Origin of the sequence: Bacillus sp. LNXM12-1, assembly GCF_003004375.1 — a bacterium.
Classification (GTDB): Bacteria; Bacillota; Bacilli; order Bacillales; family Bacillaceae; genus Bacillus.
The window spans coordinates 612370-625085 of sequence record NZ_PVWX01000002.1; the positions used below are offsets into that span (position 1 = coordinate 612370).

The following is a 12716-nucleotide window of genomic DNA, read 5'->3' on the forward strand; positions in this document are numbered from 1 at the left end:
CATGCGTAAGCCAAAGGTGTCTATCATCATGGGCGTCTACAATTGCCAAGACACAGTAGAAGAAAGTATTGAATCCATTCTTCATCAAACATATGACAACTGGGAGCTCATCATATGTGATGACGCATCAACAGACGGCACCTATGAAAAAGTGCTGTCTTATACAAAACGAGACCCTGAAAGAATTCGCCTTATCCGCAATGAGCATAATCAAAGGCTCGCTGCCAGTCTGAATCGCTGTCTCGCTGAAGCAAGGGGAGACTTGATTGCACGGCAGGATGGCGACGATGTATCAGTACCAGTTCGTTTAGAAAAACAGGTTCATTTCCTAGAAACACATCCTGAATATGATGTGGTCGGTACGGCGATGACGGTGTTTGATGAATCGGGTACAAAAGGTGTACGTGCACTGATTTCAGAGCCTGATCGGAAAGTGCTGGCAAGAGGGACGCCGTTTTGTCATGGAACCATTATGATGAGGGCTGCTGCATACAAGGCTTTACATGGGTATCGCTCTGTGAAAACAACAAGGCGGATGGAAGATATCGATCTTTGGATCCGTTTTTTTGCTGCGGGGAGAAAAGGCTTTAATTTACAAGAGCCGTTATACCTTGTGAGAGAGGATGAAGCGGCCTTTCAGCGCCGTAAGTTTCAATATTCGATGGATAATGCCTGGCTCGTTTTAAAAGCATGCTGGTTATTAAAATTGTCGCCGGTTCATTATCTGTTTGCACTAAAGCCGGTGGTCCGCGCCTGTTTATCACCGAAGATCATGAAATTTTATCACCAGCGGAAGTTGGAGGCGTCTTTGTTGAAAAGGAGGACGATTCGGGATGAGTGAGCCAAAGCGTGTACTCCATATTGTGGGCGGGATGAACCGCGGCGGGGCTGAAACGATGATCATGAACATCTATCGTGCACTCGATAGAAATGTCCTTCAATTTGACTTTATTACCCACCGAAAGGATGTCTGTGATTATGATGAGGAAATTCAGAGGCTCGGGGGACGCATCTTGTACGTCCCAAGTATTGGGGCGTCCTCTCCTTTGGCATTTGTGAAAACATTGACAAAGACAATCAAACGAACAGGACCGTATCAGGCAGTGCATGCCCATACGGATTTTCAAACAGGTTTCTCCGCACTTGCTGCGAAATTGGCGGGTGTGAAGGTGCGGATTTGTCATTCGCATAATACAGCTTGGAAACAGTCGCCAAATTGGGTAGACCATATGATGCTCAAATGGTTTCGCCAGCTGATCTTTGCATTTTCTACACAGCTTGTTGCATGCGGTGAGGATGCCGGTTCCTTTTTATTTGGGCAGAAAAAAATGAAGAATGGACAAGTTGAGGTGCTGCCGAATGGGATTGATTTATCCCTTTTCTTTCAGCCTGATCCAGACGAAAAGGTGAAGATCAAAAAGCAGCGGGGTCTTCACGAAAAGAGCATGATTATTGGTCATATTGGCCGGTTTCATGAGCAAAAAAATCACGTTTTTTTTATGGAACTGGCACAGACCTTAAAGAAACAAGGGGTCTCATTTCAACTTGTCCTTGTAGGGGATGGACCACTGAGGCAGGTGGTTGAATCATATGCGGAGAAGGCAGGCTTGTTAGACGACATTGTCTTTACAGGCGTCGTATCAGACGTTCCGCAGTATATGAAAGCATTTGATGTATTTGTGATGCCATCCTTGTTTGAAGGACTTCCGCTTGTATTAGTGGAAGCACAGGCATCTGGATTGCCTTGTGTGATTTCAGATCATATTACAGAGGAAGTGGATTTAGGCTGCGGTCTTGTGAAAAGAATGTCGCTGGGGGATTCTGCGCATGAATGGATGAAGGCGGTGCTTGAAGCATATCATGCAGAGCCTCCTCTTCAAGAGACCATTACGTCCCAGCTTGAACAAAGAGGATTTGATGTCAAACAGAACATCACACGTGTGATGAATGGATATGGACTGTAAGGAAGGAATGGCAGATGGCGGTTTATTTGGTGAACATGATCATGGTCTATTTATGGTCGAGCTTTGCCGCATTTTACGGCAGGCGTGATGATACCATTCAAAGCGGATGGCGGCCTAACAAGATTCTGGTGTTATTTCCGTTTTTGTTTCTTTGTATTGTCGCTGGTATTCGGTACAAAGTAGGAACCGATTTTGTCACATATGGACAGATGTATGAGTTCTCCGTCAATTATGAAAAGCCTTGGCATATATTCGGACTTGGTGTGGACAAGGCGGCCACTGACCCAGGATTTACGTTTATTTTATGGATGCTCAATCAACTGTCCCGTGATCCGCAAATCATGTATATCTCGGTTGGGGCGATCACCTATTTTTTTATCATCAAGACGCTCATTCAATATGGCCGTCCCTTTGAGCTGAGTATGCTGCTTTTTCTCGGCACTTTTCATTATTACGCTTCGTTTAATGGCATGCGTCAGTATATGGTGGCTGCGGTTCTTTTTTATGCCATCCGTCTTGTGATCAATGGTCAGTGGAAATTGTATTTTCCGCTTGTCCTCGTATGTTCATTGTTTCATTCATCGGCTCTCATCATGATTCCTGTGTATTTTATCGTGAGAACAAAATCGTGGTCTTGGATGATGCTGGTTTTATGCATGATTTTCTTAGGGTTAACCGCTCTTTATGACCGCTTTGTTTCCGTGTTTGTCGTGATGCTGCAAGGCAGTTCATATGGGCATTACGAGGAATGGCTCACAACGAATACGAATGGAATGAATGTGACAAAAATTGGTGTGTTGGTTTTGCCGCTTTTGCTTGCTTTCCTTTATCGAAAACGACTTCGTGAGCTGACGCCTGAGAGTGATTACGTTGTGAATTTTTGTTTGCTCGGTTTCTTGTTTGGCATCCTTGCTACAAAGGATGTCATTTATGCAAGATTTCATATTTATTTTGGCTTGTATCAGCTCATTTTACTGCCATATTTCACCCGTATTTTTGATCAGCGGTCTAATGTCTTTATCTATGTAGGGATTGCTGTTTGCTATATTCTGTACAGCATCATGCTGATGCCGTTCGATTCATCTGTTTTACCGTACAGGACGATATTTACAAAGTAGATTTGGAGAAAGGTGGGGCATGTTGTAATGCCAGCTATCAGTCTATTGGTCGCAGTCTACAATACGAGTCAATATGTGGAGCAATGCCTTCAATCAATTGCAGATCAAAGTTTTTCAGATATAGAGGTGATTCTCGTGAATGATGGATCGACGGATCACAGCGGAGAATATCTTGAAGCGTTTGCTGCGCAAGATCAGCGCTTTCGGGTCATTCATCAAACCAATCAAGGGTTAGGCGCTGTGAGGAACCGGGGCATCGAAGAAGCAAAAGGGACGTATATCGCCTTTATTGATTCAGATGATATTCTCGCGCCTCATTACTGTGAAGCCTTGTATGAAAAAGCTGAAATGACCGGCGCAGATCTTGTTGTCAGTGAGTACTGGATTCAATTTGAACAGTCAAAGCGAACCATACCAACAACGCTGTTAGCCCAGCGATCAGCCGAAAAGACGAGTTTAATTGAAGCGTTATTGCACGGAGACATCACGGGGTTTTCATGGAATAAGCTGTATCGGCGTGCCTTTATCGAAGAACATCACATTCGATTTCCGCTGCGGGGGGAACTTGAGAACATAGAAGATCAATATGTGACGCTGCGCTGTTTTTCTTTATCACGCAGCATCGCCTTTGTTCATGAACCTCTTTATTACTACAGGGTTCATCTGTCATCTATTGTGCAGCGATATCAGAAGCAGTATTTTCATCATGGACTGACCTTTTATCATGCGCAGCGCTTGTTTTTGAAAGAATATGATGACATCTCTCTGTATGAGAAGGCACTTGATTTTTTTATTGTCAATCATACTCTTCATTGTATGCTCAACGAATGGAAGAGCCAAAATGCCCTCTCTATTCGGGAAAAGCTTGATCACATGCGGGAAATGGTGACACACGAGGCCTTTCTGTATGCCGTCAAACAAGTGGAACCATCGAAGCTCACCGCTCGAAAGCGAATGATTTTATTCCTTGCTAAGTGCCGGTTGGTTTATCCGCTTTCTGCCGCCGCTTCAAGCTATCAAAAATGGATCGAATATCAAACAAGGAAATAGGGGTGATGGGATTGACATTGCAGCAATTGAAGGCGCACGCCGCAGAGTGGCTGCTCTTAAAGGTTAAATATCCACTTGAATATCGACTGAGCCGCCAAAGCCTGCCAGAGCTGAGTCATCAGAAGAAAATCATTCTCACGCTGCTGCCGGGGCATGATAATTTAGGGGATCATGCGATTGCCTATGCGAGTTATTGTTTTTTAAAAGAGCACTTTCCCGCTTATGACATCATGGAAGTGGACATGAAAGAGATCTATCGCCTCGCTCGTCCGTTAAAGCGTATGCGGCACCCAGAAGACATCGTCTGTATCATCGGTGGGGGCAATATGGGGGACTTATACCGTTATGAAGAATGGACGAGACAATTTATCATGAAGACCTTCAAGTCCTATCCGGTGATTCAACTGCCGGCCACTGCCCATTTTACAGAAACAAAGAGAGGAAAAAGAGAGGAACGCCGCGCCATTCAGACATACAAACATCATCCAAGGCTGCTTCTCATGGCAAGAGATCAAACAACCTATACTTGGATGAAGCAGCACTTCCCTGATCAAGATGTGTGGAAACAGCCTGATATGGTGCTGACATTAGACGAAGCATCAAAGGAACAAAAACGTGAAGGGGTTCTGCTTTGTCTGCGTGAGGATAAGGAAGCCTATCTCACCAAGGAGAGCCGGCAGCAGCTGCAGCAGCATATTCAAGACACGTATGATCAAGTCGGTTTCATCACAACGACAATTGGCAAACGAGTTGATCGAACGACTCGCTTAGATGAATTATCTGCCTTATGGACAGAGTTAAGAAAGGCGCAGGTCGTCGTGACAGACCGGCTTCATGGCATGATCTTTTGTGCGATTACGCATACACCGTGTGTTGTCCTCAGGTCGTTTGATCATAAGGTGATGGAAGGGTATGAATGGGTGGCTCATCTTCCGTTTTTGACGCTATTAAAAGAACCGAATGAGGCGGCTGTGAAAGAGGCGATTCATCAGCTGATGAAAACGAGCGGACAAAAGGGAGAGGAAGCTGGATGAAAGCTTTTAAACGCTGCGTGAAAACAAAATGAATCGAGCGTTTCTTTACAATGCCAGTGCAAACTTCATGACGTTTGTCTTGATGATGCTTATGTCTGTTTGTTTAACACCGTACATCGTTCATACACTTGGAGTGGAAGCATTCGGCTTAATCCATCTGACGCAAAATATGATCAACTATTTATCGGTTATTACGGCTTCATTAAGTGCTGTTGTTGTGCGCTTTTTTTCTGTGGCGGCTCATAAAGGAGAAATGGAGAAGGCGCAGCGCTATCTCTCATCTTATTTCGTTAGTTCCATTTTTTTATCGATCAGTCTTTTTCTGTTTTGTCTGTTCATGTCCCGTCAGCTGGTAGAGTGGCTTCATGTGCCTGATTATCTCGCAAAAGACACACAGACCGCCTTTATATTAGGGGGTCTTTTATTTATGCTCAATTTTGTCATGTCCGGCATTGGGGCTGCGCCGTTTTATGCGAATAAGTTATATGTATCAAGTGTTGGTCAGTCCATTCAGATGTTTTTGAGGGCATTTATGATTATGATGCTGTTTACATGGACGGCACCAGCCATCTGGCATATTCCGCTTGCGGCCGTCATAGGAAGCTTGGCGGCTATGGGAATCGGTATCTATTATTTTAAAAAACTCATTCCTTGGTTTTCGTTTAAGTGGCGGCACGTCTCATTATCTTCTAGTCTCACACTTGTTCGATCAGGGGTCTGGCATTCTTTTGAGCAAATGGGAATTTTGTTGTTTTTACAAATTGACTTATTGATGACCAACCTGCTCATTGGAGCGGAAGCGACGGGACAGTATGCGGCGATTTTACAATTCCCATTATTATTACGCACACTCGCAGGGACACTGGCGGTTGTATTTGCCCCAACGATCACGAAATTTTACTCGAATCAAGATGAAGAAGGTCTCATCCAATATGCAGCCAGTGCCATTAAATGGAGCGGTTTATTTGTCGCGTTCCCAGCCGCTCTACTAGGAGGGCTCGCCGGTCCGCTCATGCTTTTATGGCTTGGACCTGCCTTTGAAGAGCTGAAATGGCTTCTCATGATTCATGCAGCTTATTTATGTTTGACCTTGATGTTTTTACCGCTGACATATGTGCCGACCGCTTTTAATCGATTGAAAGTTCCAGCGGTGGTCACGCTCATATTAGGAGTATCCAATGTGATTTTTGCCTATGGATTGACTCATATGCTTCAGCTTGGCTTATATGGCATTGCATCAGCAGGAGCGATAGTTTTATTGATGAAAAATATCGTGTTTCTGCCATTTTATACGGCCCGCATCACGAATCAGAAACGCACCATCTTTTACAAACATACATTGGTTCCACTTGCAGGAGCACTCATGATTTGGGGCGTCTGTGCAGGGATTCAGGCGTTTTATGACGTGAACTCATGGTTGGAGCTGTTTTGTATTGGTGGTCTTTGTTTCATTCTCTATATGGGCTACTTGTATCAATTTGCAGGAACAAAACGAGAGCGGCAGCAGCTGGTGCATAAGGTAAAACAAGCTGTTTCCCGCTAGTGAGATAAGGAGATTTAATGATGAAAAGAATGTTAGATGTGATGGTGGCATTGACGCTGCTCATCGCAGGCAGTCTTCTTTTTCTTCTGATTTATGGGCTGATTCGGTGGAAAATTGGGACGCCTGTGTTGTTTCGGCAGAAGCGGCCTGGTCTGTATGGCCGGCCATTTATGCTATATAAATTTCGGACGATGACCGATGAACGCGACGAGCACGGAGGGCTCCTGCCAGATCATCTTCGATTAACAAAAACCGGCGCCTTGATTCGCAAGCTCAGTCTTGATGAATTGCCGCAATTAGTCAATGTCCTAAAAGGAGAGCTCAGTCTCGTTGGACCAAGGCCTCTTCTGATGGAGTATCTGCCGATGTATACAGAGGAGCAAGCAAGGCGCCATCTTGTAAAGCCTGGCATTACTGGATGGGCACAGGTGAATGGAAGGAACACGATCTCCTGGGAGGAGAAATTCACCTATGACCTCTGGTATGTCGAGCATCAAACGTTTTGGCTGGATATGAAAATTTTATGGATGACCTTGCTGAAAGTCATCAAAACAGAGGGGGTGCAGCAGCCGCATCATGCCACAGCTGAAAAATTCAAAGGAACCGATATGTAAAGAGCAACCCATAGGTTTAATTGGGTCTGGCGGGCATAGCAAAGTCATTCAGGAAATGATTGTTGCACATCCCGATTACTCATTATGTGCCGTATTAGATGATCAATTTGAAGAGGAGGCCACTCAAAGCGGCATCTTGTATGGACCGATCTCCATGAGTCAACAGCTGAGAGAGACAATGCCTCATATGAAATGGCTGATTGCTATTGGGCAAAATGAGATGAGACAGCTAGTAAAGGAACGCCTCTCATTTGAAAACAAGGCGTTTGCCACACTCATCCATCCAGAGGCGGTCATAAGTCCATCAGCGGTGATTGGAGGGGGAACTGTCGTGATGGCAAGAGCAGTGGTTCAAGCAGATGCAGCAATCGGTGAACATGCGATTATCAACACAGGATCTATCGTAGAGCATGACTGTATACTCGAATCGTTTGTGCACCTATCACCAGGAGCAGTGTTAACTGGCTGTGTGTCTGTACGAATGGGTACCCATATTGGGGCAGGTGCTGTTGTGATACCCGGGATATCGATCGGAAGCTGGACAATCATTGGCGCAGGAGCCGCAGTAACAAAAGATATACACGATCAGAAAGTCGCTGTAGGCATTCCTGCAATAGAAATCAAAGATCGGAGAGAAGGTGGGAAATGATGCAAGAAAGGAAACGAATTTACTTATCACCACCGCATATGAGCGGAAAAGAGTATCTGAAAATAGAGGAAGCTTTCAAGAGTAACTGGATTGCACCGCTTGGACCTCTTGTGAATGAATTTGAGCAGGCAGTCGCACGCTATGCAGGAGTGAATGCAGGAGCGGCTTTATCTTCTGGAACAGCAGCAATTCACCTTGCATTAAAGCTTATTGGCGTTCAAAAAGGTGACATTGTCTTTTGTTCCACCCTCACATTTGTTGCAACTGCAAATCCGATTTTATACGAACAAGCCACACCCGTTTTTATTGATTCTGAAAGAGATACATGGAATATGTGCCCGCTTGCTTTAGAGAAAGCCTTTGTGGAATCAAAACGACTTGGAAAAAGACCCCGTGCTGTTATTGTCGTGCATTTATATGGACAAAGCGCAAAAATGGACGAGATTCTGGCGTTGTGTGAAGCATATGATGTACCAGTCATTGAGGATGCGGCTGAATCGTTAGGTGCTCTATATAAAGGGAAAAAAAGCGGCTCAATGGGCAGGTTCGGTGTCTATTCGTTTAATGGAAATAAAATCATTACAACATCAGGTGGCGGTATGCTTGTGAGTGATGATGAAGCTGCGATCGAACGCTGCCGCTTTCTCGCTTCACAGGCTAGAGAACGCGCCATGCATTATGAGCATCAAGAGATAGGATACAACTATCGCATGAGCAACCTGCTAGCAGGCGTCGGGATTGCTCAGATGGAAATATTGGACGAGCGTGTTGAACAGAAGCGACGCATTTTCAAGCGTTATCAGGATGCTTTATCTAAGGTAGAGGGCCTGTATTTCATGCCAGAATATCAAGGCACCAAGTCCAACCGCTGGCTGACGACATTGACTATTAATCGTGATAAGAGAACGTCTCCAGTGGACATCATTGCTGCACTAGAAAAAGAACAGATCGAAGCAAGGCGTGTATGGAAGCCGCTGCACCAGCAGCCGCTCTTTCGTGATTGTCCTTTTTATTCAGCAGCGAAAGGCACTCCCGTATCTGAGTTGTTATTTGAAACAGGGCTTTGTCTCCCCTCTGGAACAAGTATGACAGAAGCTGAACAGGATCGTATCATTGACACACTTCATAATGCCCTGCGAGAAAAAACATTCACCTCTTCACAGGCTGCTCATTCGTAAGCAGCCTGTCTCTCTTTCTATCAAATTCATCAATTAATGGAATAAATAGGTATATGTATTGTCAATTCGTTTTAAATATGATATTGACAAAGGGGTCCTTCCTCCTTAAAATGAAAATGATTATCAGCGTCAATTAGGAGGAACATCTTATGTCTATTTGGAGTAAATTTTTTCCGAAAATTAAAATAAATACAGTATTACCTTTCCTGCTAATCTTTTTATTAGTAGGCTGCTCTCAAGCAAACAATGGAGCAGAAGGAAACAAGGATCATCCTGACATGATCACGATGGCTTGGCCGAGAGATATTGGCGAAATGAATCCGCACGTATACAACCCATCGCAATTGTTTGCACAATCAATGATTTATGAGCCATTGGTCAGCTATCAAAAGAATGGAAAGCTAAAACCTGAATTAGCGAAATCATGGGATGTTTCAAAGGATGGCAAGGTGTATACTTTTCATTTAAGAGACAATGTGACGTTCTCAGATGGATCTGAGTTTAATGCTAACATTGTGAAAAAGAACTTTGATTCCATCTTAAAAAACAAGGATATACATAGCTGGTTAGGTGTTATAAAAAAAATCAAAAAGACAGAAGCAGTAGACAAGAAAACGTTTAAACTCACATTAACAGAGCCATATTATCCAACTGTTCAAGAATTAGCAGTTGTCCGCCCGGTTCGTTTCTTAGGAGAAGCAGGCTTCCCTAAAAACGGAGATACGTCAAAAGGGATTGAAAAACCAGTGGGGACAGGCCCTTGGGTATTAAAAACATATCAAAAAGATGACTATGCCATTTTCGAACGAAATGATCATTATTGGGGAGAAAAACCAAAGGTTAAAGAAATCAAAGTCAAGGTGATCCCAGATGCGGAAACGAGAGTCATGGCATTTGAAAAAGGCGATGTAGATGTCCTTTACGGAGAAGGAACCATTAGCCTTGATGCCTACAAACAGCTAGAGGCGAGCGGCAAGTATGAAACAAAAATGTCAGAGCCTGTAGCAACGAGACAGCTTGTCATGAACACAAAAGTGGATCAGCTGTCAGATGAGAAAGTGCGTCATGCCCTTCAATATGCTATTAATAAGAAATCAATGGTAGAAGGTGTAACCTCTGGCTTAGAGGATGAAGCAGATCACATATTGCCGACCAACATGCCTTACACATCTGATATTAAGGTGAAGTCTTTCCAGTATGATGTAGACAAAGCGAAAGCATTGCTGGATGAAGCAGGCTGGACACTTCCAAAAGGAAAAACCGTACGTGAAAAAGATGGAAAAGCGCTTGAATTTAGTATGATGTATGACTCAGCAGAATCGATTCAAAAAGCGATGGCTGAGACGCTTCAAGCAGAATGGGGAGCCATTGGCGTTGGCGTCAAACTTGAAGGTGTGGAGCTGGCAACACAGGTGCAGCGCTTTAAAGCCAACAAATTTGATATGAACTTCTTTAGCAACTACGGAGCGCCTTATGATCCGCATACATTTATGAACGTCGTCTCATCAGATGGTTTTGGATTCAAAGAAGCCATCTCAGCCTATCCAAATAAGGACAAGCTGATCAAAGAAATGAGCGAAATTCCATCAACAACCAATGAAAACAAACGAAAAGCACTTTATTCGTCTGTGTTATCTTCATTACAGGATCAAGGGGCGATTGTGCCAATCTCTTATTTTAAAAAGACAGCCGTTTATCAAAAAAATGTGAAGGACTTTGAGTTCCCAGCAAATCGCGATGAACATCCATTCACAGGCATTAAGCTGAAGTAATAGAAGGAAGGTAAGGAAATGGGCCGCTATATCGTCAAACGCATGCTATCAATCATCCCTGTATTTTTATTAGCCACACTTTTTACGACTGGTATGATTCACCTTTCACCAGTTGACCCGGCTGAGGCATATTTAGCAGCGGCTCATATCCAGCCTACGGATGAAATTTTAGCGCAAAAACGAAATGAATTTGGTTTAGACCAACCGTTTTATATGCAGTATCTTCACACCATTGAAAAAGTCATTCACCTTGATTTTGGCCAGTCGTATATGTCCAACCAGCCTGTGCTCAATGAGGTGATCTATAGAATACCAGCGACGATTCAATTGGCGCTTACTAGTCTATTGATTGCTATTTGTGTCAGCATTCCGCTCGGCTTTTTCAGCGGCATGAGGAAAAATGGCGTCGTTGATCATATGAGCCGGCTTATTTCTTTTTTAGGAGCATCTATCCCGACGTTTGTCTTGGGGTATTTGCTCATCTTCTTTTTTTCAGTGAAGCTCGATCTTTTACCAGTTGAAGGGGTCGGAACATGGGAGCATCTCATCCTGCCGTCGATCACACTGGCCGTCCCTTTAATTGCTACGTATACAAGGCTATTACGATCAAGTGTGAGTGAGGCGCTTCAAGAGCCTTTTGTTCAATATGCGAGAATCAGAGGATTAAAGGAACGGTCGATCATGTTCAAGCATGTATTGAGAATCGCGATATCGCCAATGCTGACAGGGCTTGGGGTGAATCTTGGCAAGCTGCTGACAGGAACCATTATCGTAGAGGCGGTTTTTTCATGGCCGGGGTTTGGGCGCTTCTTTATTGAAGCGATCTTTAACCGGGATCTGCCGGTCATTCAATTCTATGTCCTCATGGCAGCATGTATCTTTATCTTGAGCAGCTTGATTGTGGACTTGCTCCAACTGATCATTGACCCCCGTATTTCCAGAAAGGAAGGCCGCCAGCCATGATGACAAAAGGAAAATATCTCTTCTCTCATCAAAAGATGATCTCGATCTGTGTGGTGCTCCTTGGTCTATTGCTGATTGTGACAGTATGTGCACCGTGGATCGCTCCACATGATCCGGCGGCTGTCAATCTAGCGATGAAGCTAAAGGGGTCTTCGTGGGAGTATCCTCTTGGGACAGATCAATTAGGCCGATGCAATTTATCTCGAATTTTATATGGTGCACGTGTTTCACTAGGCTGTGCGTTATTAATCTTTCTCTCTTCTTTATTGATTGGGTTAATCGTTGGTTTGTTGTCAGGTTACAAAGGCGGCTGGATCGATCACGTCTTGATGAGAATCTGTGACGGGATCATGGCATTCCCGAACCTGGTGCTGATTCTTGGATTAGTCGGCATCTTCGGTCCTGGACTTTCTCAAGTAGTGCTTGCCTTGATGCTGGTACAATGGGTATACTATGCTCGCGTCTTTCGAGGAATGGTGCTGAGTTTAAAAGAACAGAACTTTATTGCTGCCGCAAAAATCAGCGGGACGTCCCACTGGAACATCATGAGAAAGCATATGATTCCAAATGTCCTGCCGCCACTCGCGGTCATAGGTACACTCGAAATGGGCTGGGCGATTATGGACATTTCTGCGATGTCCTTTCTCGGATTAGGCGTTCAGCCTCCTATGCCTGAATGGGGAGCGATGATCCATGAAGGGAAGTCGTACATTCAAACGAATCCTCAGTTGATGCTGTACCCAGGTCTTGTGATCATGGCTGTCGTGGTCCTCTTTAATTTACTAGGAGAGGCCCTCTCAGAGAAATATGGTATCAAACGCCGTGTGTAAA

Annotated in this window: 12 protein-coding genes; all 12 read left to right on the forward strand. The window is 44.3% G+C overall.

What is annotated here, in order from left to right; genetic code table 11:
• Nucleotide 1 precedes the first annotated feature (1 nt).
• Nucleotides 2-841, forward strand: coding sequence for a glycosyltransferase EpsE (gene epsE, locus C6Y07_RS10565; protein ID WP_060597340.1), 840 nt, complete (start codon nt 2-4; stop codon nt 839-841).
• Nucleotides 834-1964: a glycosyltransferase family 1 protein gene (locus C6Y07_RS10570; RefSeq protein ID WP_106071381.1), complete on the forward strand. Its 1131-nt coding sequence runs from the start codon at nt 834-836 to the stop codon at nt 1962-1964. Before epsE ends, C6Y07_RS10570 begins: the two co-directional genes overlap by 8 nt.
• Before the next feature lie 14 nt (nt 1965-1978).
• The gene (locus C6Y07_RS10575) at nt 1979-3082 is read left to right on the forward strand and encodes an EpsG family protein (protein ID WP_066030345.1); all 1104 of its coding nucleotides are present in this window, start codon (nt 1979-1981) and stop codon (nt 3080-3082) included.
• 27 nt (nt 3083-3109) lie between these two features.
• Nucleotides 3110-4132 (forward strand): glycosyltransferase family 2 protein, encoded by a 1023-nt coding sequence (locus tag C6Y07_RS10580; protein WP_106071382.1) that lies wholly within the window; start codon nt 3110-3112, stop codon nt 4130-4132.
• Nucleotides 4133-4137: 5 nt separating this feature from the next.
• Nucleotides 4138-5166, forward strand: coding sequence for a polysaccharide pyruvyl transferase family protein (locus C6Y07_RS10585; RefSeq protein WP_081311371.1), 1029 nt, complete (start codon nt 4138-4140; stop codon nt 5164-5166).
• Between the two features lie 28 nt (nt 5167-5194).
• Nucleotides 5195-6709 carry an MATE family efflux transporter gene (locus C6Y07_RS10590; RefSeq protein WP_106030519.1) on the forward strand — a complete coding sequence of 505 codons (1515 nt, stop codon included), beginning with the start codon at nt 5195-5197 and terminating at the stop codon, nt 6707-6709.
• Between the two features lie 20 nt (nt 6710-6729).
• The gene (locus tag C6Y07_RS10595; RefSeq protein ID WP_060597336.1) at nt 6730-7323 is read left to right on the forward strand and encodes a sugar transferase; all 594 of its coding nucleotides are present in this window, start codon (nt 6730-6732) and stop codon (nt 7321-7323) included.
• Nucleotides 7286-7972 (forward strand): acetyltransferase, encoded by a 687-nt coding sequence (locus C6Y07_RS10600; protein WP_106048197.1) that lies wholly within the window; start codon nt 7286-7288, stop codon nt 7970-7972. Before C6Y07_RS10595 ends, C6Y07_RS10600 begins: the two co-directional genes overlap by 38 nt.
• Entirely contained in the window at nt 7972-9150 is a 1179-nt protein-coding gene (locus C6Y07_RS10605; protein ID WP_106072085.1) for a DegT/DnrJ/EryC1/StrS family aminotransferase, read from the forward strand. The genes C6Y07_RS10600 and C6Y07_RS10605 overlap by 1 nt, the downstream gene beginning before the upstream one ends.
• Before the next feature lie 149 nt (nt 9151-9299).
• Nucleotides 9300-10922 carry a nickel ABC transporter substrate-binding protein gene (nikA, locus tag C6Y07_RS10610; protein ID WP_060597333.1) on the forward strand — a complete coding sequence of 541 codons (1623 nt, stop codon included), beginning with the start codon at nt 9300-9302 and terminating at the stop codon, nt 10920-10922.
• 18 nt (nt 10923-10940) lie between these two features.
• Nucleotides 10941-11885, forward strand: a complete 945-nt coding sequence (gene nikB / locus C6Y07_RS10615; RefSeq protein WP_066030350.1) for a nickel ABC transporter permease subunit NikB — start codon at nt 10941-10943, stop codon at nt 11883-11885.
• A complete protein-coding gene (gene nikC, locus C6Y07_RS10620; RefSeq protein WP_034660032.1) occupies nt 11882-12715 on the forward strand; it encodes a nickel ABC transporter permease subunit NikC in 834 nt (277 codons plus the stop codon). Before nikB ends, nikC begins: the two co-directional genes overlap by 4 nt.
• The last annotated feature ends 1 nt before the right edge of the window (nt 12716 follow it).

Coding starts and splice junctions, on each gene's coding strand:
- epsE (WP_060597340.1), top strand. CDS start 2: ATGCGTAAGCCAAAGGTGTCTATCATCATGGGCGTCTACAATTGCCAA.
- C6Y07_RS10570 (WP_106071381.1), top strand. CDS start 834: ATGAGTGAGCCAAAGCGTGTACTCCATATTGTGGGCGGGATGAACCGC.
- C6Y07_RS10575 (WP_066030345.1), top strand. CDS start 1,979: ATGGCGGTTTATTTGGTGAACATGATCATGGTCTATTTATGGTCGAGC.
- C6Y07_RS10580 (WP_106071382.1), top strand. CDS start 3,110: ATGCCAGCTATCAGTCTATTGGTCGCAGTCTACAATACGAGTCAATAT.
- C6Y07_RS10585 (WP_081311371.1), top strand. CDS start 4,138: ATGGGATTGACATTGCAGCAATTGAAGGCGCACGCCGCAGAGTGGCTG.
- C6Y07_RS10590 (WP_106030519.1), top strand. CDS start 5,195: ATGAATCGAGCGTTTCTTTACAATGCCAGTGCAAACTTCATGACGTTT.
- C6Y07_RS10595 (WP_060597336.1), top strand. CDS start 6,730: ATGAAAAGAATGTTAGATGTGATGGTGGCATTGACGCTGCTCATCGCA.
- C6Y07_RS10600 (WP_106048197.1), top strand. CDS start 7,286: ATGCCACAGCTGAAAAATTCAAAGGAACCGATATGTAAAGAGCAACCC.
- C6Y07_RS10605 (WP_106072085.1), top strand. CDS start 7,972: ATGCAAGAAAGGAAACGAATTTACTTATCACCACCGCATATGAGCGGA.
- nikA (WP_060597333.1), top strand. CDS start 9,300: ATGTCTATTTGGAGTAAATTTTTTCCGAAAATTAAAATAAATACAGTA.
- nikB (WP_066030350.1), top strand. CDS start 10,941: ATGGGCCGCTATATCGTCAAACGCATGCTATCAATCATCCCTGTATTT.
- nikC (WP_034660032.1), top strand. CDS start 11,882: ATGATGACAAAAGGAAAATATCTCTTCTCTCATCAAAAGATGATCTCG.